General features: G+C 68.5%; 18 protein-coding genes. 4 read left to right on the top strand and 14 right to left on the bottom strand.

What is annotated here, in order from left to right:
- Positions 1-54 precede the first annotated feature (54 nt).
- On the top strand, positions 55-1,206 hold the full coding sequence (locus HQN59_RS21405; protein WP_176071155.1) for a PA0069 family radical SAM protein: 1,152 nt from the start codon (positions 55-57) through the stop codon (positions 1,204-1,206).
- Positions 1,207-1,311: 105 nt separating this feature from the next.
- Here HQN59_RS21405 and dnaJ read toward each other — a convergent pair whose 3' ends face one another.
- The 4 genes from dnaJ to HQN59_RS21385 form a co-directional block, all read right to left on the bottom strand.
- Positions 1,312-2,454 carry a molecular chaperone DnaJ gene (gene dnaJ, locus HQN59_RS21400; protein WP_176071154.1) on the bottom strand — a complete coding sequence of 381 codons (1,143 nt, stop codon included), beginning with the start codon at positions 2,452-2,454 and terminating at the stop codon, positions 1,312-1,314.
- A gap of 120 nt (positions 2,455-2,574) precedes the next feature.
- Entirely contained in the window at positions 2,575-4,536 is a 1,962-nt protein-coding gene (gene dnaK / locus HQN59_RS21395; protein WP_176071153.1) for a molecular chaperone DnaK, read from the bottom strand.
- Between the two features lie 82 nt (positions 4,537-4,618).
- Positions 4,619-5,137, bottom strand: coding sequence for a nucleotide exchange factor GrpE (gene grpE, locus HQN59_RS21390; protein WP_176071152.1), 519 nt, complete (start codon positions 5,135-5,137; stop codon positions 4,619-4,621).
- A gap of 87 nt (positions 5,138-5,224) precedes the next feature.
- Complete coding sequence (locus tag HQN59_RS21385) at positions 5,225-5,644, bottom strand: RNA-binding S4 domain-containing protein (RefSeq protein ID WP_176071151.1); 420 nt, start codon at positions 5,642-5,644, stop codon at positions 5,225-5,227.
- A gap of 132 nt (positions 5,645-5,776) precedes the next feature.
- Here HQN59_RS21385 and HQN59_RS21380 point away from each other — a divergent pair, with 132 nt between their 5' ends.
- The 3 genes from HQN59_RS21380 (at position 5,777) to HQN59_RS21370 (ending at position 8,778) form a co-directional block, all read left to right on the top strand.
- Positions 5,777-6,730, top strand: a complete 954-nt coding sequence (locus HQN59_RS21380) for a Bug family tripartite tricarboxylate transporter substrate binding protein (RefSeq protein ID WP_176071150.1) — start codon at positions 5,777-5,779, stop codon at positions 6,728-6,730.
- The gene (locus HQN59_RS21375) at positions 6,727-7,218 is read left to right on the top strand and encodes a tripartite tricarboxylate transporter TctB family protein (protein WP_176071149.1); all 492 of its coding nucleotides are present in this window, start codon (positions 6,727-6,729) and stop codon (positions 7,216-7,218) included. Before HQN59_RS21380 ends, HQN59_RS21375 begins: the two co-directional genes overlap by 4 nt.
- An 87-nt stretch (positions 7,219-7,305) precedes the next feature.
- Positions 7,306-8,778, top strand: a complete 1,473-nt coding sequence (locus tag HQN59_RS21370) for a tripartite tricarboxylate transporter permease (RefSeq protein WP_176071222.1) — start codon at positions 7,306-7,308, stop codon at positions 8,776-8,778.
- Here HQN59_RS21370 and hemH read toward each other — a convergent pair.
- From hemH to HQN59_RS21320, 10 genes are all read right to left on the bottom strand, one after another.
- Positions 8,775-9,863: a ferrochelatase gene (gene hemH, locus HQN59_RS21365; protein ID WP_176071148.1), complete on the bottom strand. Its 1,089-nt coding sequence runs from the start codon at positions 9,861-9,863 to the stop codon at positions 8,775-8,777. The two genes, HQN59_RS21370 and hemH, sit on opposite strands and share 4 nt — an antisense overlap.
- 7 nt (positions 9,864-9,870) lie before the next feature.
- Positions 9,871-10,845, bottom strand: a complete 975-nt coding sequence (locus HQN59_RS21360; RefSeq protein ID WP_176071147.1) for an adenylate/guanylate cyclase domain-containing protein — start codon at positions 10,843-10,845, stop codon at positions 9,871-9,873.
- Positions 10,846-10,964: 119 nt separating this feature from the next.
- A complete protein-coding gene (rpoD, locus tag HQN59_RS21355; RefSeq protein ID WP_176071146.1) occupies positions 10,965-13,229 on the bottom strand; it encodes an RNA polymerase sigma factor RpoD in 2,265 nt (754 codons plus the stop codon).
- A 567-nt stretch (positions 13,230-13,796) separates the two neighbouring features.
- Positions 13,797-15,533: a DNA primase gene (gene dnaG, locus HQN59_RS21350; protein WP_176071145.1), complete on the bottom strand. Its 1,737-nt coding sequence runs from the start codon at positions 15,531-15,533 to the stop codon at positions 13,797-13,799.
- 107 nt (positions 15,534-15,640) lie between these two features.
- Complete coding sequence (locus HQN59_RS21345; protein ID WP_176071144.1) at positions 15,641-15,946, bottom strand: H-NS family nucleoid-associated regulatory protein; 306 nt, start codon at positions 15,944-15,946, stop codon at positions 15,641-15,643.
- 93 nt (positions 15,947-16,039) lie between these two features.
- On the bottom strand, positions 16,040-16,312 hold the full coding sequence (locus tag HQN59_RS21340) for an oxidative damage protection protein (RefSeq protein WP_176071143.1): 273 nt from the start codon (positions 16,310-16,312) through the stop codon (positions 16,040-16,042).
- A gap of 53 nt (positions 16,313-16,365) precedes the next feature.
- Positions 16,366-17,706 (bottom strand): amino-acid N-acetyltransferase, encoded by a 1,341-nt coding sequence (gene argA, locus HQN59_RS21335; RefSeq protein WP_176071142.1) that lies wholly within the window; start codon positions 17,704-17,706, stop codon positions 16,366-16,368.
- Between the two features lie 130 nt (positions 17,707-17,836).
- Positions 17,837-19,912 (bottom strand): TRAP transporter large permease, encoded by a 2,076-nt coding sequence (locus HQN59_RS21330; RefSeq protein WP_176071141.1) that lies wholly within the window; start codon positions 19,910-19,912, stop codon positions 17,837-17,839.
- The gene (locus tag HQN59_RS21325; protein ID WP_176071140.1) at positions 19,912-20,538 is read right to left on the bottom strand and encodes a TRAP transporter small permease subunit; all 627 of its coding nucleotides are present in this window, start codon (positions 20,536-20,538) and stop codon (positions 19,912-19,914) included. Before HQN59_RS21325 ends, HQN59_RS21330 begins: the two co-directional genes overlap by 1 nt.
- Before the next feature lie 90 nt (positions 20,539-20,628).
- On the bottom strand, positions 20,629-21,759 hold the full coding sequence (locus tag HQN59_RS21320; RefSeq protein ID WP_176071139.1) for a TRAP transporter substrate-binding protein DctP: 1,131 nt from the start codon (positions 21,757-21,759) through the stop codon (positions 20,629-20,631).
- Positions 21,760-21,800: the final 41 nt, after the last annotated feature.

Below are 21,800 nucleotides of genomic sequence, written 5' to 3'. Positions count from 1 at the left end.
GGCGTGCGCAACGCGCGGGCGAGCGCCTGCACGAATGCTGTATATTCATACAGTATGGACGCGCGAGATCGCCTGCCGCCCGAACCGTCGCCCGAGCCCCGGCTGCCCCGCGCCAGCCCGCTGAAGGGGCGTGGCACCGCGTGGCTGATCGAGCACCGTTTCAAGCCCGAGCATGCGGAGCGCTTCGACGACGGCTGGGGCACGCTCGACCAGGACGCGAGCGAGGAGCGGCTCGCCCCGGACACCACGGTTGTCGAGGAACGCGTCAACAGCATCGTCTCGAGCAACGACTCGCCCGACCTCGCGTTCGACCTCTCGGTGAACCCGTATCGCGGCTGCGAGCACGGCTGCGTGTACTGCTTCGCGCGGCCGACCCACAGCTACCTCAACCTCTCGCCGGGCCTCGACTTCGAGACGCGGATTATCGCCAAGGTGAATGCGGCCGAACGCCTGCGCGAGGCGTTCATGAAGCCGTCATACGTGGCCAAGCATCTCAACGTCGGCTCGGCGACCGACGCCTACCAGCCCGTCGAGCGCCGGCTCGGCATCACGCGTTCGGTGATCGAGGTGCTCGCCGAGTGCTCGCACCCGTTCTCGCTGGTCACCAAGTCGTCGGGCATCGAGCGCGACCTCGACCTCATCGCGCCGATGGCGGCGCGGAAGCTCGCCGCGGTCTACGTGTCGCTGACCTCGCTCGACCCCGCGCTCGCGCGCATCCTCGAGCCACGCGCGGCGGCGCCGCATCGGCGCCTGCGCACCATCGAGGCGCTCGCCAGGGCAGGCATTCCGGTCGGTGTCAGCGTCTCGCCGATCATTCCGTTCATCAACGAGCCCGAGATCGAGCGGCTGCTCGAAGCCGCGGCGTCGGCGGGTGCGCGCGCCGCGTTCGGCATCGTGCTGCGCCTGCCGTGGGAGGTGAACCCGATCTTCCAGCGCTGGCTCGACGAGCACTTCCCCGACCGCGCGGCGCGCGTCATGGCGCGCGTGCGCGAGATGCGCGGCGGCAAGGACTACGACGCGCGCTGGGGCAAGCGTATGAAGGGCGAGGGTGTGTGGGCCGAGCTGCTGCAGCAGCGCCTGAAGAAGGCGATCGCGCGCAATCGGCTCGACAGCTCGCGCATCGAGCTCGACGTCACGCAGTTCCGCCGGCCGACCCGGGCCGCGCCGGCAGGCAAGGCAGGGGCGCAGCAGGATCTGTTCGGCTGAACGCCGATGTCTCGCGCGCCGGCAGTCGCTCGAAGCGGCGTCGCGGCGAGCGCGAACACATCCGACCTCAACGGATCGGCGTGAGCCGCTGCGAGCGGGCCCTCGTCAGGCCTTGAACAGGTCCTTGACGCGATCGCTCCAGCTCTTGGCGCTCGGCGAATGACGATCGCCCGACTTGCGGAACGACTCGTCGAGCTCCTTCATCAGCTTCCTCTGGTGCTCGGTCAGCTTGATCGGCGTCTCGACGCTGATGTGGCAGTACAGGTCGCCGGGATAGGTCGAGCGCACGCCCTTGATGCCCTTGCCGCGCAGGCGGAACGTCTTGCCGTGCTGCGTGCCTTCGGGCAGCTCGACCTCGGCGCGGCCGCCGAGCGTCGGCACCTCGACCGTGCCGCCGAGCGCCGCGGTGGTGATGCCGACCGGAACCGTGCAGTGCAGGTCGTCGCCGTCGCGCTCGAAGATGTCGTGCTGCTTGACGCGGATCTCGATGTAGAGGTCACCGTTCGGGCCGCCGTTGGGGCCGGGCTCGCCGTTGCCGCTCGAGCGGATGCGCATGCCGGCGTCGATGCCGGCCGGGATCTTCACCTCGAGCGTCTTGTTCTTCTTGATGCGGCCCTGGCCATGGCAGGTCGGGCACGGCTCGGGGATGATCTTGCCGCTGCCGTGACACTGCGGGCATGTCTGCTGGATGCTGAAGAAGCCCTGCCGCATCTGCACCGTGCCGCTGCCGTGGCAGGTGGTGCAGCTGATCGGGCTCGTGCCGGGCTTGGCCCCGCTGCCCTTGCACGTGTCGCACGGGTCATAGGCCGGGATGCGGATCTGGGTTTCCTTGCCCGCGGCTGCCTCCTCCAGCGTGATCTCCATCGCGTAGCTGAGGTCTGCACCGCGGTAGATCTGCTGGCCGCCGCGGCGCTGTCCGGCGGCGCCTCCGAAGATGTCGCCGAAGATGTCGCCGAAGGCCTCGGCAAAGCCGCCGAAGCCTTCGGCACCGCCCCGCCCCATGCCGAGGTTGGGGTCGACGCCGGCGTGACCGTACTGGTCGTAGGCCGCGCGCTTTTGCGGATCGGAGAGCATCTCGAAGGCTTCCTTGCACTCCTTGAACTTCTCCTCGGCCGCCTTCGAGCTTTCACCCTGGTTGCGGTCCGGGTGATGCTTCATCGCCAGCTTGCGATAAGCCTTCTTGATGTCGTCGTCGGAGGCGTTGCGCGGCACCCCCAGCACTTCGTAATAGTCTCGCTTGCTGCTCATCTGCAATCACGCTCCGGATGATCGTGGCCCCAAGGGCATGTCGTTCGCTGGTGCGCAAAAAGCCGGTTCGGGCTTCGGCGCATGCCCAAGCCCGAACCGGCTCCCGCGAAGGAAAGGGACTCAGCCCTTGTTGACTTCCTTGAAGTCGGCGTCGACGACGTTGTCGTCGTTCGCCGGCCGCGCCGATCCGGCACCGGCTGCGCCAGCGGCCCCCGCCGCCTCAGCGGCACCGGGCTGGCCGGCCGCGCCAGCCTGCGCCGCCTGCTCGGCGTAGACCTTCTCGCCGAGCTTCTGGCTTGCGGCCATCAGGGCTTCGGTCTTGGCCTCGATCACCGACTTGTCCTCTTCCTTGAGCGATGCCTCGGCATCCTTCAGGGCCGACTCGATCTTCTCGCGGTCGCCCGCCTCGAGCTTGTCGCCATGCTCGCCCAGGCTCTTGCGCACGCTGTGGATCGCGGCGTCGGCGGCGTTGCGCGCCTGGATCAGCTCGATCTTCTTCTTGTCGTCGGCCGCGTTCAGTTCGGCGTCCTTGACCATCTGCTCGATCTCGGCTTCCGACAGGCCCGAGTTCGCCTTGATGGTGATCTTGTTCTCCTTGCCGGTCGCCTTGTCCTTCGCGCCCACGTGCAGGATGCCGTTGGCGTCGATGTCGAACGTGACCTCGATCTGCGGCATGCCGCGCGGCGCCGGAGCGATCCCTTCGAGATTGAACTCGCCCAGGCTCTTGTTGCCGGACGCCATCTCGCGCTCGCCCTGATACACCTTGATCGTCACCGCCGGCTGGTTGTCCTCGGCGGTCGAGAAGGTCTGCGAGAACTTGGTCGGAATGGTCGTGTTCTTCTGGATCATCTTCGTCATCACGCCGCCGAGCGTCTCGATGCCGAGCGACAGCGGGGTGACGTCGAGCAGCAGCACGTCCTTGCGGTCACCGGTGAGCACCTGGCCCTGGATCGCGGCGCCGACGGCGACCGCCTCGTCCGGGTTGACGTCCTTGCGCGGCTCCTTGCCGAAGAACTCCTTGACCTTCTCCTGCACCTTCGGCATGCGGGTCATGCCGCCGACCAGGATGACGTCGTCGATCTGGCTCGCCGACACGCCGGCGTCCTTGATCGCGGTGCGGCACGGCGCGATGGTGCGCTCGATCAGGTCCTCGACCAACGCTTCGAGCTTGGCGCGCGTGAGCTTGATGTTGAGGTGCTTCGGGCCCGACGCATCGGCCGTCACGTACGGCAAATTGATGTCGGTCTGCGAGCTGTTCGAGAGCTCGATCTTGGCCTTCTCGGCGGCTTCCTTCAGGCGCTGCAGCGCGAGCACGTCCTTCGACAGGTCGACGCCTTGCTCCTTCTTGAACTCGGTAATGATGTAGTCGATGATCCGCTGGTCGAAGTCCTCGCCGCCCAGGAACGTGTCGCCGTTCGTGGACAGCACCTCGAACTGCTTCTCGCCGTCGACGTCGGCGATCTCGATGATCGACACGTCGAACGTGCCGCCCCCGAGGTCGTACACCGCGATCTTGCGGTCGCCCTTGTGGGTCTTGTCGAGGCCGAACGCCAGCGCGGCCGCGGTCGGCTCGTTGATGATCCGCTTCACATCGAGGCCGGCGATGCGGCCGGCGTCCTTGGTCGCCTGGCGCTGCGCGTCGTTGAAGTACGCCGGCACCGTGATGACGGCCTCGCTCACGGCCTCGCCCAGATAATCCTCGGCGGTCTTCTTCATCTTGCGCAGGATCTCGGCCGAGATCTGCTGCGGCGCGAGCTTCTGGCCGCGCACCTCGACCCACGCGTCGCCGTTGTCGGCGGCGACGATCTTGTAGGGCATGAGGTCGATGTCCTTCTGGACTTCCTTCTCCGTGAACTTGCGTCCGATGAGGCGCTTGACCGCGTAGATGGTGTTCTTGGCGTTGGTGACGGCCTGGCGTTTGGCCGAGGCGCCGACCAGGATCTCGCCGCCTTCCTGGTACGCGATGATCGACGGCGTGGTCCGCGCACCTTCGCTGTTCTCGATCACCCGAGTCGTGTTGCCTTCCATGATCGCCACGCACGAGTTGGTCGTGCCGAGGTCGATCCCGATGATCTTGGCCATTTGTTGTTCTCCTAGAGATGAATGTCGAATGCGTTCGAAGTAGGGCAGCAGGTCGGCTTTTTCAAGCGGCGCCGCCGGCGCGTCAGGCGGCTCCGCTGACCGTGACGAGGGCCGGCCGCAGCACCCGGTCGGCGATCAGGTAGCCCTTCTGCAGCACGCTGACCACGGTGTTGGCTTCCTGGGCGGCAGGCACCACGCTGATCGCCTGGTGCTGGTGCGGGTCGAAGCGGGTGCCGGCGGTCGGGTTGATCTCGACGACCCGGTTGCGCTCGAGCGCGCTGGTCAGCTGGCGCAGCGTGGCGTGAACGCCTTCGAGCACCTGTTCGGACGTCGCGTTGGGGATCGCCAGGGCCGCCTCGAGGCTGTCGCGCACCGGCAGCAGGCTCTCGGCGAAGGTCTCGACCGCGAACTTGCGCGCCTTGGCCACCTCTTCCTCGGCGCGGCGGCGGATGTTCTCGGTCTCGGCCTTGGCGCGCAGGTACGCGTCGGACAGCTCGGCCAGGCGGGCGTCGAGGTCGACGGTCGGTTCGGCCTGAAGCGCGGCGTCAGTCGGCGGTGCTTCGCCTTCGGCGGCGGGGTTGGGTTGGTTGAAGTCGTTCATCCGGCCGACGTGAGGCGGATCCCCTTGCTTTCAAGAGGGGCATGACACGAAATTTTCCGGCTCGGCTCGAGAGGGCCGGGGCACGCCTCAGTCGGGGTCGACCGACGCGCTCCAGCGATTCCAGTCGGCGAGCTGGCGCCGGTCGCGCTTGGTCGGACGGCCGCTCTCGAACGCCGCCGCGGGCTCCGGCGCGAGCTTGCGCGCGGCGACGTACGCCTCGCGGGCGGCGATGCTCTCGGGCGTCTCGGCATAGAGCGTCTGCGCAACCGGCGCCGGGCCGCGCACCGCCGACACCGCGGCGACGACAAACGTCCGGGTGAGCGCGCCGTCGCGCAGCTCGATGCGGTCGCCGGCGCGGATCTCGCGTGCCGGCTTGGCGAGGATGCCGTTGACCCACACCCGGCCCTTGTCGACCACCTCGGCGGCGAGCGAGCGCGTCTTGAAGAAGCGCGCCGCCCACAGCCACTTGTCGAGTCGCACGCCGGAGGAGGGTTCTGCCGCTGCCATCGCGCGATTTTCGGGCAAGCGGCAGACCCGTTCCCGGAGCGGGCGTCGTTCGCGTTTTCACCTAGAGGTGACCCTCTGGTGAGCAGGGTGGCCGGCTGGAGAATGGGCCGATCCCAACTTCGCGACTCCACCATGCGTCGAGACACCTTCCTGCGCACCCTGGTCGCGCTGGGCGCCGCCGGCACGCTGCCCGGCCTGGCCCGCGCCGCCGCCAACCTCAAGATGATGATTCCGGCGAACCCGGGCGGCGGCTGGGACCTCACGGGCCGCGCGCTGGGCAAGGCGCTGCAGGACGCGGGCGCGGCGTCGGTGACTTTCGACAACAAGGGCGGCGCCGCGGGCGCGCTCGGCCTCGCGCAGTTCCTCAACTCGAAGGGCGACCCGAACGCGTTGATGACCATGGGCGCCGTGATGCTCGGCGGCATCATCACCAGCAAGCAGCCGGTGACGCTGACGCAGGCGACGCCGCTGGTGCGCCTGACGAGCGAATACAACGTCTTCGTGGTGCCGGCGAATTCGCCGCTCAGGAACATGAAGGACGTGGTCGAGCAGCTCAAGAAGGACCCCGGCAGCGTCAAGTGGGGCGGCGGCTCGCGCGGCTCGACCGAGCACATCGCCGCGGCGATGCTGGCCCGCGAGGTCGGCGTCGACCCGTCGAAGATCAACTACGTGGCGTTCCGCGGCGGCGGCGAGGCGATCGCGGCGATCCTGGGCGGCAACGTCACGGTCGGCGGCAGCGGCTACAGCGAGTTCGCCGAGTACATCAAGAGCGGCAAGATGCGGCCGATCGCCGTCACGTCGGAGACCCGCATCAAGGGCATCGACGTGCCGACCATGAAGGAGCAGGGCTACAACGTCGTGATCGGCAACTGGCGCGGCGTGTACGGCGCACCCGGCATCACGCCGCAGCAGCGCAAGGAGCTGATCGACCTGATCGTCAAGGCGACCCGGCAGAAGAGCTGGACCGAGGCCGTCGACAAGAACGGCTGGACGCCGGCGCTGATGACCGGCGACGAGTTCGAGCGCTTCGTCGACAACGAGTTCGCCAGCCTGCGCGCGGTGATGGCCAAGTCGGGAATGATTTGAACGCGCCGCTTGCGATCGGCATCGGCACGCTGGCGGCGGCCCTCGCGATCGGCGTCGCCGCGAGCACCATCTCGTCCGAAGCGGTCTATTCGGGCGTCGGCCCGAACTTCCTGCCGTGGGTGGTGGCGGCGATGCTCGCCATCAGCGGCGTGCTGCTGATCCGCGAGGCGCTGACCGGCGGCTTTCGCAATCGCGAGGAACCGTCGGGCGCGGCGCACGGCTACTGGCCGGGCTTCGTCTGGGTCTCCGTCGCCGTGCTGGTGACCGCTGCGCTGATCACGCGGATCGGCTTCATCCTCAGCTGCACGCTCTGCTTCGTGCTGGCGGTCCGCGGCTTCAAGGCGGCCGAAGGGCGGCTCGACCTGGGCGTGCGCGCCTGGCTCGTCGATGCCGCCGTCGGTTTCGCGATCGCGGCCCCGGTGTTCTGGATGTTCACGCAGCTGCTCGGGCTCAACCTGCCCGGGCTCACGTCCACCGGCTGGATCTGACCGGCACCTTCACTTCAGGGCACGACCGTGGACGTCTGGAACCAGCTGCTGCAGGGCTTTGTCACCGCCGGTACGCCGATCAACCTGATGTGGGCGCTGCTCGGCTGCACGCTCGGCACGGCAGTGGGCGTGCTGCCCGGCATCGGCCCGGCCACCGCGGTGGCGATGCTGCTGCCCATCACCGCGAAGGTCGACCCGACGGCGTCGATGATCTTCTTCGCGGGCATCTACTACGGCGCGATGTACGGCGGCTCGACCACGTCGATCCTGCTCAACACGCCCGGCGAGTCGGGTTCGCTGGTTACCGCGATGGAGGGCAACAAGATGGCCAAGAGCGGGCGCGCCGGCGCCGCGCTCGCCACCGCCGCGATCGGCTCGTTCGTCGCCGGCACCATCGCCACCATCCTCGTCACGCTGTTCGCCCCGGTGGTCGCCGCCTTCGCGATCCGCCTCGGCCCGCCCGAGTACTTCCTGCTGATGGTGCTCGCCTTCACCACGGTGAGCGCGGTGCTCGGACAGAGCACGCTGCGCGGGATGGTCGCGCTCGCGATCGGCCTGTTCTTCGGCCTGATCGGGCTCGACCAGATCTCGGGTCAGCCGCGCTACACCGGGGGCGTTCCGGAGCTTATGGACGGCATCGAGGTGGTGCTCATCGCGGTGGGCCTGTTCGCGGTCGGCGAGGCGCTCTACATGGTGCTCTACGAGGGGCGCACGGTCGAGACGCAGAACCCGCTGAGCAAGGTCCACATGACCGCACTCGAGTGGCGCCGCTCGTGGCCGGCATGGCTGCGCGCGACCGCGATCGGGTTCCCGTTCGGCACCATTCCGGCGGGCGGCAGCGAGATCCCCACCTTTCTCAGCTACGCCGCCGAAAAGAAGCTCTCCAAGCACCCGGAGGAGTTCGGCACCAAGGGCGCGATCGAGGGTGTCGCCGGGCCCGAGGCCGCCAACAACGCGGCGATCACCGCCACGCTGATCCCGCTGCTGACACTGGGCATCCCGACCTCCAACACCACCGCGATCCTGCTCGGCGCATTCCAGAACTACGGCATCCAGCCCGGTCCGCAGCTGTTCGACACCAACGCCGCCTTGGTGTGGGCGCTGATCGCGTCGCTCTACATCGGCAACGTGATGCTGCTGGTGCTGAACCTGCCGCTGGTCGGCATGTGGGTCAAGCTGCTGAAGATCCCCAAGCCCCAGCTCTATGCCGGCATCCTGATCTTCGCGACCGTCGGGGTGTACGGCATGCGCCAGTCGGCGTTCGACCTGGTGCTGCTCTACGGCATCGGCCTCCTGGGCGTGCTGATGCGCCGCTTCGACTTTCCGACCGCGCCGGTGGTGGTCGGCATGATCCTCGGCCCGCTCGCCGAGGCGCAGATGCGCAACGCGCTCTCGATCGGCGAAGGCCATTGGGGCGTGTTCGTGCAGCGCCCCGGCTCGCTCGTGCTGCTGGTGATCATCGCAGCGGTCGTGCTGCTGCCGCGCCTGATACGCGTCGCGCGTGGAAGAGGGCGCGCGGCGGCGCCGCTCGACGTGCCGAAGGCCGGCCCCGAAACCTAGTCGGCGGCGCCGAGCGCGAGCGCGCGCTCTCGCGAGCGCGCCAGTTCCGCGGCCGCCGGAACCGCGGTCGGCCAGCCGCCGAGGTGGGCGATCGCGACGTCGGCGAGCGCCGCGATCCACGGGTGCCGGTCGTTGAGACAGTCGATGTAGTGGAACTCGCTGCCGCCGGCGCCGAGGAACGCCGCGCGCACTTCCTGGTTGATCTCCTCGAGGGTCTCGAGGCAGTCGCTCGTGAAGCCCGGGCACATCACGTCGACACGGCGCACGCCGCGTCGCGCCAGCTCGACGAGGGTCGGCTCGGTGTACGGCTGCAGCCACTCGGCGCGCCCGAAGCGGCTCTGGAAGGTGACGACCAGCTCGTCGGCGCCGAGCTCGAGCCGCTCGCCGAGCAGGCGCGCGGTCTTGTGGCACTCGCAGTGGTAGGGGTCGCCGCGCAGCAGGGTGCGCCTGGGGACGCCGTGGAAGCTGAGCACCAGCTTCTCGCCGCGCCCGGCGCTGCGCCAGTGCTCGGCGACGCGCGCTGCGAGGGCGCCGATGTAGCCGGCATCGTCGTGGTAGCGGTTGACGAAGCGCAGCTCGGGAAGCGCGCGCACGTCGCGCGTCCACGCAGCGACCGCATCGACGACGCTCGCCGTGGTGGTGCCCGAATACTGCGGGTAGAGCGGCAGCACCAGGATGCGCGTCGCCCCGAGCGCCTTCAGCTCGTCGAGCACGCGGGGAATCGACGGACTGCCGTAGCGCATCGCGGGGCGCACGGTCACTGGGTGACCGCGCTCGCCGAGGTAGCCGCCGAGCAGCGTCGCCTGCTTCTCGGTCCACACCTTGAGCGGCGATCCCTCGGGCGTCCAGATCGTCCGGTACTTGGCGGCCGAGCGCTTGGGGCGCACGCGCAGCACGATCCCGTGCAGGATCGGCCACCACGCCAGGCGCGGGATCTCGACGACCCGTCGGTCGCTCAGGAACTCGGCCAGGTAGCGCCGCACCGCGGCCGGTGTCGGCTCGTCGGGAGTGCCGAGGTTACAGAGGACGATGGCCGTGCGCGCTGCGCTGCCGTGCCGGAACGCCGGCTCGCTCGACCCGCTCATCGGGCCGTCACTTGACGCCGAACTCGAATGACGGCTGCGGCTGCGTGTCGGCGAACTTGAGCACCTCGAAGCGCACGCTCGGGCTGGCGAAGTCGGACGGCGGGGTGCCGAGCCCGATCACGCCGCTGCCGTGCAGGGTGCAGGTGCCGCGCCTGAGGCTGATCATCTCGGGGTCGTTGTCGAAGCGCACGTAGGTGCCGTTGTAGCTGAGGTCGGTGAGCTGGAACGTGCCGCCGTGCCAGTCGATGCGCGCGTGCGAACGCGACACGCGGTCGTCGTCGATGATGTAGGTCGCCTGCGGGCTGCGGCCGAGCACCACCGGCAGCGCGGTGCCCGCGAAGATGCGGTTGAGGTCAAGCCAGACCAGGCGGATCGCCTCGGGCTCGGGTGCGCTCGGCGGGATGTCGCCGAAGGCGGTCGCCGCGCTGTCGCCGAAACGGCGTGCCGCCTCGAGGCGGTGGACGTGCACCGGCTCGACGCGGCCGCGCAGCTGCATGCGGTCGAGGCTGCGAAAGCGCGCGCGCTCCCATTCCTCGAGCCCGGCGACGACGCCCGCGGTCGCGAGCGTTTCGTTGTCGCCGGCATGGTCGAGCAGGCGCGCCGCGACGTTGACGGCGTCGCCGAAGACGTCGCCCGACATCTCGACGACCTCGCCGTGGGCAAGCGCGACCTGGAGCTTGAGCGGCACCGTGCGCCAATCCGGGTCGGTACTGCCGCTTTCTCCGGTCGCGCCGATGCGGGCCAGCGAGTCGTGCATGTCGTCGGCCGCCGCGACGCCGGCCGACGCGGTGGGGAAGGTCGCCATCAGACCGTCGCCGAGGGTCTTCACGACGTGGCCGCCGTGGACCCGCACGATGCGGCCGAGCAGCGCGACGCTCTGGGTGACCACCGCGGTGGCGTCGGTGTTGCCGAGCGTCTCGTACATCGCCGTGCTGCCGCGCAGGTCGGCGAACAGGACGCTGCACTCGAACACCCGGGTCATCTCAGTGCGCGTGAGGAAGGCATTGCGGTCGAGTTTATCGCGCCGCCCGTGACGGATGTCGCAATCGGCGTGCCCGCAAACCCCACCAACGCAGACGGCGCCATCCGGCGCCGTCTGCCTTACAGCGTGTCGAGGTACGTGCGCAGCTTGTCCGAGCGGCTCGGGTGCTTGAGCTTGCGGATCGCCTTGGCCTCGATCTGGCGGATCCGCTCGCGCGTCACGTCGAACTGCTTGCCGACTTCCTCGAGCGTGTGGTCGGTCGACATCTCGATGCCGAAGCGCATCCGCAGCACCTTGGCCTCGCGAGGCGTCAGCGAATCGAGGATGTCCTTGACCACGTCGCGCAGGCCGGCCTGCATGGCGGCCTCGATCGGCGCAGTGTTGTTGGTGTCCTCGATGAAGTCGCCCAGATGCGAGTCGTCGTCGTCGCCGATCGGCGTCTCCATGGAGATCGGCTCCTTGGCGATCTTCATGATCTTGCGGATCTTGTCCTCGGGGATCTCCATCTTCTCGGCGAGCGTCGGCGCGTCCGGCTCGAAGCCGAACTCCTGCAGGTGCTGGCGCGACAGGCGGTTCATCTTGTTGATCGTCTCGATCATGTGGACCGGGATGCGGATGGTCCGCGCCTGGTCGGCAATCGAGCGGGTGATGGCCTGCCGGATCCACCACGTCGCGTAGGTCGAGAACTTGTAGCCGCGGCGGTATTCGAACTTGTCGACCGCCTTCATGAGGCCGATGTTGCCTTCCTGGATCAGGTCGAGGAACTGCAGGCCGCGATTGGTGTACTTCTTGGCGATCGAGATCACGAGGCGCAGGTTCGCCTCGATCATTTCCTTCTTGGCGTCGCGCGAGGCCTTCTCGCCCTCGTTCATGCGCTTGTTGATCTTCTTGAGGTCATCGAGCGGTACGACGGCCTTGACCTGCTGGTCGCAGAGCTTCTTCTGCAGCTCCTGCACCGCCGGCAGGTTGCGCGACAGGACCGCGCTGTAGCCCTTCCCGGACGACGCTTCCTTCTCGGCCCATTTCAGGTTCAGCGCGTTCGGCGGAAAGTGCTTGATGAAGTGCTCCTGCGGCATGCCGCACTTGTCGACCAGGATCTTGCGCAGCTCGCGCTCGTAGCGGCGCACGTCGTCGACCTGCGAACGCAGGATGCCGCACAGCTTCTCGATCGTCTTGACGGTGAAGCGGATGGTGCGCAGCTCGGACGAGATCGCCTGCTGGGCGCGCGCGTAGGCGGCCGAGTCGTAGCCTTCCTTCTCGAAGGCCTTGCGCATCTTGTCGAAGTTCGCTTCGAGCGAATCGAACTTGACGAGCGCGGCGGTCTTGAGCTCCTCGAGCTTCTTGGTCAGCGCCTTGCTGCCGCCCTGGCCGTCGTCGTCGTCTTCCTCGTCGAAGAAGTCGACGTCTTCCTCCGCCACGTAGTCGTCGGCTTCATCCTCCGAGACGAAGCCGTCGACGACCTCGGAGATCTTCATCTCGCCGCTGCGGATCTTGGCGGCGTAGGCCAGGATCTCGGCGATGGTCGTCGGCGACGCGCTGATCGCGTACATCATGGCCTGCAGGCCGCCCTCGATGCGCTTGGCGATCTCGATCTCGCCCTCGCGCGTGAGCAGCTCCACCGTGCCCATCTCGCGCATGTACATGCGCACCGGGTCGGTGGTGCGGCCGAACTCGGAGTCGACGGTCGAGAGCGCCGCCTCGGCGGCTTCCTCGGCCTCCTCGTCGGTCGCGGTGGTCGCGCCGCCGCCGGCGATCAGTAGCGTGGCCGCATCGGGCGCCTGCTCGTAGACCGCGATGCCCATGTCGTTGAGCATCGAGACGATCGCCTCGAGGATCTCGTGGTCGACCAGTTTCTCGGGCAGGTGATCGTTGATCTCCTGGTGCGTCAGGAAGCCGCGCGTCTTGCCCATCTTGATGAGCGTCTTGAGCTCCTGACGGCGCTTGGCGACTTCCTCTTCGGTGAGCGCGGTCTCGTCGAGCCCGAACTCGCGCATCAGCGCGCGCTCCTTGGCACGCGACACCTTCATGCGCAGCGGCTTGGCCTTGGGCTCGGCCTTGGCGTCGGCGGCGACTTCGGCCACCGCCTCGACGACCTCCGGCTCGCCTTCAAGGTCGCCCTCGATGTCGGCCAGGTCGACGTCCCCGAGGTCGGCCTTCGGCAGCGTCTCTTCGACGGGCTTGCCCTTCTTCGCCGGCTTGGCCTTGGCCTCGGCCTTGGCGGCCTTGGCCGGCGCCTTGGCCGCCTTCGGCTCGGCCTTGGCGCTCGCCGCCTTCGTCTCCTTCGTCTCCTTGCCGTCGACCGGCTTGGCGGCCGCGGCCGACGGGCCGGACTTCGACGGGGTCGTGGCGGCGGACGTGGGAGCGGCGGTCTTCTTGGCGGTCATGCGGATTCCTCGAGCGGTGGCGGCGTGCGGGCACGCCGGGTCAATCGGCTAGGTGCGCGCGGTTGGGCGCAATTCAAGTCAGCGGGTCGGCGACGAACGGCAGGGCAGCGCCGCGCGTGGCGCAGCGTCGGGCCATTCGGCGGCGTGACAAGCTGGCGTGCGCCAGCCGTTGGATGCAGTCCTTGCGGGAAAGGGTGGCCTTGGGATGCAACCTTCGTTCGGAAGGTGGCCGGGGCCCGGAGGTGCTGCCGTCACTCGTGCCGCGAAAAGCCGAGGATTATACCTCGCGGCGCAGGATTCATGCCTGCGAGCGCGGTAGCGGAGCGCGGCCCCGCGCCGCGACGAGTCGCGACGCCGGACGACGTGTCGGCGAGGCGCTGTGGCGAGCCACACGACGAGCCGGCAACGGAGGACGGCGCCGCCCGTCGACCCGGCCCGGCAGGCTGCGTCTGCAAGGGGCACGGCAGCGTTGCGAGGCTTGTCCCGGCGGCAGCTTGGACAAGCCTCGCGCCTCGCCTGCTGCCCCTCGCCGGCCCGACGCGGGGAGCCTCTCTGCCGCCCAGGCTCCTAGAGCCTGCCCAGGAGACGCAGCGCCTCCCGGCTTTCCGCCGCGCGCCGGATTTGGCCGATCGAGCTGCGCAGGTCGTCGAGCAACGGCTCGATCGAGGGATCCTCGGTGTCGACTAGGGCGAGGGCGGCGGCGCCCCAATCCTGCTCGGCGACGCGCTCGCGCAGCACCGCCCACGATTCCGGCCCGTGCTCGGCGAGGTTGCGATCCACGAAGCGGAACGCCTCGCCGTGCCAGCCGGGCTGTGCGCACAGCAGGTCGCGGTCAGCAGCGCCGAGCAGGTCCCACCAGGCGCTCTCGAGAAGCAGCAGCCACACCACGCGGTCGTGCGGCTGGCGCATCACAGAGCGCGGACGCGGCGCGCGGCCGCGCGGCGGGGTCCACGCGGGTGCCGGCCTCGTGACCGACGCGGGAGGCGCCGACGCGCGCGGCAGGCGCCACTCGGCGGCGAGTTCGTCGAGCGGCATCGAAGCGGCCGCCGCGATCTCGGCGAGCACCTGGCGCCGCAGCACGCCCGCGGGCAGCAGCGCCCACAGCGGCTTGGCGTTGGCGACGAAACGCGCCCGACCCTCCGGGGTGTCGAGCGTCGTGCCGTCGCGCGCCTGCTCGAGCAGCTGCTTGGAGAGGGGCACCGCACCGGCGACCTGCTCCTCGAACGCCGCGGCGCCGTGCTCGCGCACGTAGCTGTCGGGGTCGTGCTCGGCCGGAAGGAAGAGAAAGCGCACGGTGCGGGTATCGGTCGCGTGCGGCAGGCTCGCCTCGAGCGCGCGCGCGGCCGCGCGCCGGCCGGCGGCGTCGCCGTCGAAGCTGAACACCACCGAATCGGTGAAGCGGAACAGCTTGATCAGGTGGTCGGCGGTGCATGCCGTGCCGAGCGTCGCGACCGCATTGCCGAACCCCACCTGCGCCAGCGCGACGACATCCATGTAGCCCTCGACCACGAGCGCGTAGCCGCGCTCCCTGAGCGCCGTGCGCGCCTCGTGCAGGCCGTACAGCTCGCGACCCTTGCTGAAGATCGGCGTCTCGGGAGAGTTGAGGTACTTCGGCTCGCCGTGGTCGATGACGCGGCCGCCGAAGCCGATGATCTCGCCGCGCACCGAGCGGATCGGAAACATGATCCGGTCGCGGAAGCGGTCGTAGCGCTTGCGCGCGGCGGAATCGTCGGCGTCGCCCTGCGCGATCACGAGGCCGCTCTCCTCGAGCAACGGGTCGTCGTACTCGGGAAACACGCTGGCAAGGCTGCGCCAGCCTTCGGGGGCGTAGCCGAGCCCGAACCGGGCGGCGATCTCGCCCGAAAGGCCGCGCCCCTTGAGGTAGTCGATGGCACGCGGGCTGGCGCGCAGGTGGCGCCGGTAGCTGTCGGCGGCGCGTGCCAGCACCTCGCTCAGCGTCGCCTGGCGCTTCTTGCGCGCCTGCGCCTCCTCGCGCTCGGCGGGGCTGGCGTCGTCCTCGGGAACGCTCATGCCGACCTGCTGGGCGAGATCGCGCACCGCATCGATGAAGCCGAGCCCGACGTGCTCCATCAGGAAGCCGACGGCGTTGCCGTGCGCGCCGCAGCCGAAGCAGTGATAGGTCTGGCGCGTCGGGCTGACCGTGAAGCTCGGCGACTTCTCGGCGTGGAACGGGCACAGGCCCTTATGGTTGACGCCCGCCTTCTTGAGGTCGACCGAGCGGCCGACCACTTCGACGATGTCGACGCGGGCGAGGAGGTCGTGGACGAAGCCGGGCGGGATCACCGCCGAAGTCTAGGTCGCGCGCCGGCGGGAGCGGCTGGGCTCGACGGGCCACGAGGCGCGGCGCGGTGCCGCGCGGCCGGCGGCACCCGTTCGACGCGCGCCGCGGATCAGACCGCGAAGTCGCTCAGCTTGCGGCCGGTGGCGAGCGCCGCCTTCAGCCACTTCGGTTGCAGACCGCGACCGCTCCAGGTCTCGCCGGTGGAGGCGTTGCGGTACTTGGCGGCGACCTTGGTGCCGCTGCGACTTGCCGCCTTGGGCGTGCCGCGACCTTTCAGGTCGGCGTCGGTGAGCCCATATTCGGACATCAGTTCGCGGACTTTCTGGATTGCCGCGGACCGCTCCTCTTTCTTGGTCTGTTCGATTTCCCGATCGAGGGCTTCCTTCTGGGCAAGCAATTCCTTGAGAGTCGTCACGGTGTTTCCTTGGAGTCGTGGGTGCGATCGGGGCGCAATTCTAGTCAAACCGCGCCGTCGCGCAAACTCCCGCAAATCGATCCGTGCCGCCAATCACGCGCTCGGCGGCACATAGCCGGCGGGCTGTTCGGCGCCGCCGCCGAAAAGGAAATTCTCCATCTGACGCGCCAGATACTGGCGGGCCCGCTGGTCGGCGAGGTTGAGCCGGTTCTCGTTGACCAGCATCGTCTGATGCTTCATCCACATCTGCCAGGCTTCCTTGCTGATCGACGCGTAGATGCGCTTGCCGAGCTCGCCCGGGTAAACCAGCGTGTCGAGCCCTTCGGCTTCCTTCTTCAGCAGGGCGCACTGCACCATTCGAGCCATTTCGTTCTCCAGACCGGCGGCAAATCGCCGCCAAAGCGCCCGATTATCGGCGTTCAGCCGAGCTTCTTCACGAGTACCTGCGAGCGCCGGTCCCAGTTGTATTTGCGCTTGCGCGCCTCCGGCAGCCAGTCGGCGTCGACCTGCACGAAGCCGCGCTTGATGAACCAGTGCATCGTGCGGGTGGTGAGCACGAATATGCTGTCGAGGTTCATCGCCTTGGCGAGCTGCTCGATCCGCTTCAATATCCGCTCGCCGTCGCCCTGGCCCTGAACCTGCGGAGATACCGTGAGCGCCGCCATCTCGGCGGTTTTCGACTCGGGATACGGATACAGCGCCGCGCAGCCGAATATCACGCCGTCGTGCTCGATGACGGTGTACTTCTCGATGTCGCGCTCGATCTCGTTGCGGTCGCGCTTGACGAGGGTGCCGTCGCGCTCGAACGGCTCGATCAGGTGCAGCACGCTGCTCACGTCGTCCGGCGTCGCCTGGCGCAGGCTCTCGAGCTTCTCGTCCACCACCATGGTTCCGATGCCGTCGTGCGTGAACACCTCCATCAGCAGCGATCCGTCGACCGCGAACGGCAGGATGTGCGAGCGCTCGACGCCACCCCGGCAGGCGCGCACGCAGTGCTGCAGATAGAACGCCGGGTCGGTCGAACGCTCCGGACGCGGCAGCAGCGAGAGCAGGCGTTCGGCGTCGGCCAGCGCGAGTTCGGTGTCGATCGGCGTCGACGGATCGTCGACCACCTCGTGGATGCCCGGGATCTCGGTCACGAACAGCAGCTTGTCGGCCTGCAGCGCGACCGCCGTGCTGGTGGCGACGTCCTCCATCTGCAGGTTGAACGCCTCGCCGGTCGGCGAGAAGCCGAACGGCGACAGCAGCACCATCGCGCCGATGTCGATCGCGCGGCGGATCGCGCCCGAGTCGACCTTGCGCACGATGCCGCTGTGCATGAAGTCGATGCCGTCGACCACGCCGACCGGCTGCGCGGTGAGGAAGTTGCCCGACACCACGCGGACGATCGCGTTCGCCATCGGTGTGTTGGGCAGCCCCTGCGAGAACGCCGCCTCGATCTCGAAGCGCAGCTGGCCGGCGGCCTCCTGGGCCGAGTCGAGCGCCACCGGGTCGGTGATGCGCACGCCGTTCTTGAAGCGCGACTCGTGACCCTTTTCCTTGAGCTGCGCGGTCACCTGAGGGCGAAAGCCATGCACCAGCACGAGCTTGATGCCCATCGCCTGCAGGATCGCGAGGTCCTGGGCGAAGCGGGCGAGCTTGCCGGCGGCGATCAGCTCTCCGGCGATCGCGACCACGAAGGTCTTGCCGCGGTACGCGTGGATGTGCGGTGCCACGGTACGGAACCACGGCACGAACGTATGGGGGAAAACGAGGTTCACGGCACGTGCTCCGGGCCCGAGGCGAGCGCGGATTCTGGCACGCGCAAATCGGTGCCGAGGGCAGCCGTGCCGGCTGCGCGACCTGCACGGGCAGGCGGCGCCTGCCGCCTGCCGCGCACGCTCGATGCGGCTACTTGTAGAGCACCTGCGGCAGCCAGAGACCGATGCCGGGGAACGCGTAGAGCAGCACGATCGCAAGGATCTGGATGCCCATGAACGGCAGCATCCCCGCGAAGATCTGGTTCAGCGTGACGTGCTTGGGCGCGACCCCCTTCAGGTAGAACGCCGACATCGCGACCGGAGGACTGAGGAACGCGGTCTGCAGGTTCAGCGCGACCAGCAACCCGAAGAACAGCGGATCGACGCCGAACTTGTCGAGCAGCGGGATGAAGATCGGCATGAAGATGACGATGATCTCGGTCCACTCGAGCGGCCAGCCGAGCACGAAGATGATGACCTGGCTCAGCACCAGGAACTGCGTCTTCGTGAGGTTCATGCCGAGCACCCACTGCTCGACGAGCGCCTGCCCGCCGAGCAGCGCGAACGCGGCTGAGAAGATCGCCGAGCCGACGAACAGCCAGCACACCATCGCCGAGGTCTTGGCGGTGAGGAACACCGACTCCTTGATCATCCCGAGGTTGAGCTGACGGTACGCGGCGGCGAGCAGGAAGCCGCCGAACGCGCCGACCGCCGCCGCCTCGGTCGGCGTCGCGAGGCCGAACACGATCGAGCCGAGCACCGCGAGGATCATGATGAGCAGCGGGAAGAACGACGCCAGCAGCATCTTGAAGATCTCGAGGCGCGACAGGCTGAGGAGGGCGTAGTACGCGATCAGCGCGGCCGTCGCGGCACCGAGGCCGATCCAGTAGCCGGTGCCCGGCCCCTGCGCCGTGCCGGCCGCCCGAGCGTCGCCCATCCCGCTCGTCCGGCCAGCGCCGCCAGGCTCGGCGAGGCCGCCGTTGTCGGCGCTCGGTGCCGTGGCGCCCGCCGCGCCGGGCGGCTGGGCGAGCCCGCCAGACGAGGGCGTTTCGGCCACGCTAGCGGACGGCGGCTCGGCAAGGCCTCCGCCGGCCGGGGGCTCGGCCAGCCCTCCCGATGGCGGCTCCGCGAGACCGCCGCTGGCCGGCGGCTCGGCGAGACCTCCCGAATCTGTGGCCGACGGCTCCTGCAGCCCACCGGCATTGCTGCCGCTGCGGCGTTCCTCGCCGATCTGCTGCAGGCCGCCCGTTTCGGCCGCCGGCGGCGCGGAGACCGCGACCTCGTAGCTCATGAGCGCAGCGATCACGAACAGCAGCAGCGGCAGCAGCGCGACCAAGAGCTGGCGCAGCAGGTAGCTCAGCGGCACGTTGTGGTTGCGCCGCCCCTTGATCGCGCGCATGAGCGCCGGCAAGGCGCGCTGCTCGCCGCGGCCGCCCGCTTCGACGGTCGGCGCCGGCAGCGGCACGTGGCGCTGCTCGGCGGTGAGCGGCGGCGCGAGGCTGGGCTTGATCTTGGCCACGATGATCACGTAGACGATGTAGAGCCCGGCGAGCATCAGCCCGGGAAAGAACGCACCGGCGTAGAGCTGCACCACCGAGACGCCGGCGGTCGCGCCATAGACGATCAGCAGCACCGACGGCGGGATCAGGATGCCGAGGCAGCCGCCGGCGGTGATGGAGCCGGCGGACACCCGCACGTCATACCCTGCACGCAGCATCTGCGGCAATGCCAACAGGCCCATCAGCGTGACGACCGCGCCGACGATGCCGGTGGCGGTGGCGAACACCGCGCAGGTGACGAGCGTCGCCACCGCGAGCGACCCCGGCACGCGCGCAAGCGCCAGGTGCAGGCTCCCGAACAGCTTCTCGATGAGGTTGGCGCGCTCGACCAGATAGCCCATGAACACGAACAGCGGGATCGCGATCAGCACGTCGCTGCTCATCACCGAGAACACGCGCTGCACCATCAGGTCGAGCGTCTGCGTCATCGCCCCGCTCGCCGTCTGCCCTCCGGAGTGGTAGGCGAAGTAGGCGAACAGGATTCCCATGCCCATCAGCGTGAACGCCGTGGGGAAACCCAGCATGATCGCGACCACCACCAGCGAGAGCATCAGCAGCCCGATGTGGCCGTTGGTGATCACGGGCGCCGTGAGCATCATCGTGACGGCGCCCGCCACGATGATGCCCATCAGGATGAAGCCGAACCAGAGTTCCTTGCGCAGCTTCATCACGCACCCTCCTGCCGCTGGGCGGGCGGAACGTAGCGCTCGATGGCGTCGACGTCGACGTCCTTGGCGTGGACCATCTCCTTGAGCTTGTCGACGTCGACTTCCTCGACGTCCTCGTCGCGAGACGGCCAGTCGCCGCGCTGCAGGCAGAGCACGCAGCGCGCGATCTCGACCAGCCCCTGCAGCAGCAGCACGGCGCCGGCGAACGGAATCACGAACTTGAATGGATAGACCGGCAGCGGGTCCGCGTTGAACGTCTGCTCGCGCATCGCCAGCGAGTCGTTGGCGTAGTGCCAGCCGGCCCAGGTCATGGCCACGAGCCCTGGCAGGAAGAACACGATGTAGAGCGTGAAGTCGATCGTCGCCTGGGTGCGCGGACGGAAGAACCCGTACAGCACGTCGCCGCGCACGTGTCCGCTCTTGCTGAGCGTATAGGCGCCCGCGAACATGAAGAGGGTGCCGTACAGCATGATCTGTGCATCGAGCACCCACGCATGCGGCTTGTTCAGGACGTAGCGGGAGAACACCTCGGCGGAGATCAGCAGCGTCAGCAGGACCACGGTCCAGGCGAAGAGCTTGCCGATCCACGTCGAGAATCGATCAACGGTAAGCAGGAGTTGCTGCATCGAACGGTTCCGGCAGAAGTGGATGCGAAAAAAAACGGGGGCGCCGCGCGGCGCCCCCGCTGTTCGCGCGAGGCGACGGAAATCGGGCGATCAGGCCTTCTTGCCGCCGCGGGCGAAGTAGTGGTTGTAGGCCATGCGGTAGTCGACCGTGTAGTCGCTGTGCCAGGCGCCGGCACGCTCGGCGAACGCGCGCTGCGAATCGATCACGCGCTTGAACAGCGGGTTCTCCTCGCCCTTCTTGGCCACGATCTTGTCCCACGACGCGAGCTGCGCGCGCAGGATCGAATCGGGCGTCTTGTAGAACTTGACGCCGGCCTTCTTGAGCTCTTGATAGTCCTGCGAGTTGCGATGCACGGCCTTCCAGCTCATGTCGGCGCTCGCGGCCTGCACGGCGTAGTCGATGATCGACTTCAGCTCCTGCGGCAGCGCGTTGTACTTGCCGCGGTTGAACAGCACCTCGAACTGCTCGTTGCACTGGTGGAAGCTCTGCAGCATGCAGTTCTTCGCGACGTCGGGAAAGCCGAGCACGCGGTCGCTGGACGCGTTGTTGAACTCGGCGCCGTCGATGAGGCCGCGATCCAGTGCCGGAACGATCTCGCCGCCCGGCAGCGGGTTCACCGCCGCGCCCATGTCGGTGTACATGTCGACCGCGAGACCCACCGTGCGGAACTTGACGCCCTTCAGATCGCTGGCGTTCGCGACCGGCTTCTTGAACCAGCCGAACGGCTGAGTCGGCATCGGGCCGTACAGGTACGACACCACGTCGATGTTGATGCTCTTGTAGATTTCCTCGAGCAGCGCCTTGCCGCCGCCGTAGTTGTGCCAGGCGAGCAGCATGTTGGCGTCCATGCCGAAACCCGGGCCCGAGCCCCAGAGCGCAAGCGCCGAGTTCTTGCCGTAGTGATAGGCGACAACGCCGTGACCGCCGTCGAGCGTGCCCTTGGCGACGGCCTCGAGCAGCTGGAACGCCGGGACGACCGCGCCGGCAGGCAGCACCTCGATCTTGAGCCGGCCGCCGGCCATGTCGTTGACCTTCTTGGCGAAGTCCTGCGCGTACTCGTGGAAGATGTCCTTCGACGGCCAGGTGCTCTGGAAGCGCAGGCTCGTGGTCTGCGCGCGCGAGACCATCGGCGCGGCAAGCGCTCCAGCGGCGCCGGCGCTGACGGCGGCCTTCTTCAGGAAGCGGCGACGCGGCGCCGGCGCGGTGGTTTTCTCGGTCACGTGGATTCCTTGTCTCGTACGGGGAAGAAGCGCGCCGGGCA

The organism is Rhizobacter koreensis (assembly GCF_013366375.1).
Taxonomy (GTDB): Bacteria; Pseudomonadota; Gammaproteobacteria; order Burkholderiales; family Burkholderiaceae_C; genus Schlegelella_A; species Schlegelella_A koreensis.
This window is presented reverse-complemented; position numbering and strand designations above follow the sequence as displayed.

Bases quoted from the DNA above. Each gene is read 5' to 3' on its own strand.
- HQN59_RS21405 (WP_176071155.1), top strand. From the start codon at position 55: ATGGACGCGCGAGATCGCCTGCCGCCCGAACCGTCGCCCGAGCCCCGG.
- dnaJ (WP_176071154.1), bottom strand. From the start codon at position 2,454: ATGAGCAGCAAGCGAGACTATTACGAAGTGCTGGGGGTGCCGCGCAAC.
- dnaK (WP_176071153.1), bottom strand. From the start codon at position 4,536: ATGGCCAAGATCATCGGGATCGACCTCGGCACGACCAACTCGTGCGTG.
- grpE (WP_176071152.1), bottom strand. From the start codon at position 5,137: ATGAACGACTTCAACCAACCCAACCCCGCCGCCGAAGGCGAAGCACCG.
- HQN59_RS21385 (WP_176071151.1), bottom strand. From the start codon at position 5,644: ATGGCAGCGGCAGAACCCTCCTCCGGCGTGCGACTCGACAAGTGGCTG.
- HQN59_RS21380 (WP_176071150.1), top strand. From the start codon at position 5,777: ATGCGTCGAGACACCTTCCTGCGCACCCTGGTCGCGCTGGGCGCCGCC.
- HQN59_RS21370 (WP_176071222.1), top strand. From the start codon at position 7,306: ATGTGGGCGCTGCTCGGCTGCACGCTCGGCACGGCAGTGGGCGTGCTG.
- hemH (WP_176071148.1), bottom strand. From the start codon at position 9,863: ATGAGCGGGTCGAGCGAGCCGGCGTTCCGGCACGGCAGCGCAGCGCGC.
- HQN59_RS21360 (WP_176071147.1), bottom strand. From the start codon at position 10,845: ATGACCCGGGTGTTCGAGTGCAGCGTCCTGTTCGCCGACCTGCGCGGC.
- rpoD (WP_176071146.1), bottom strand. From the start codon at position 13,229: ATGACCGCCAAGAAGACCGCCGCTCCCACGTCCGCCGCCACGACCCCG.
- HQN59_RS21340 (WP_176071143.1), bottom strand. From the start codon at position 16,312: ATGGCTCGAATGGTGCAGTGCGCCCTGCTGAAGAAGGAAGCCGAAGGG.
- HQN59_RS21330 (WP_176071141.1), bottom strand. From the start codon at position 19,912: ATGAAGCTGCGCAAGGAACTCTGGTTCGGCTTCATCCTGATGGGCATC.
- HQN59_RS21325 (WP_176071140.1), bottom strand. From the start codon at position 20,538: ATGCAGCAACTCCTGCTTACCGTTGATCGATTCTCGACGTGGATCGGC.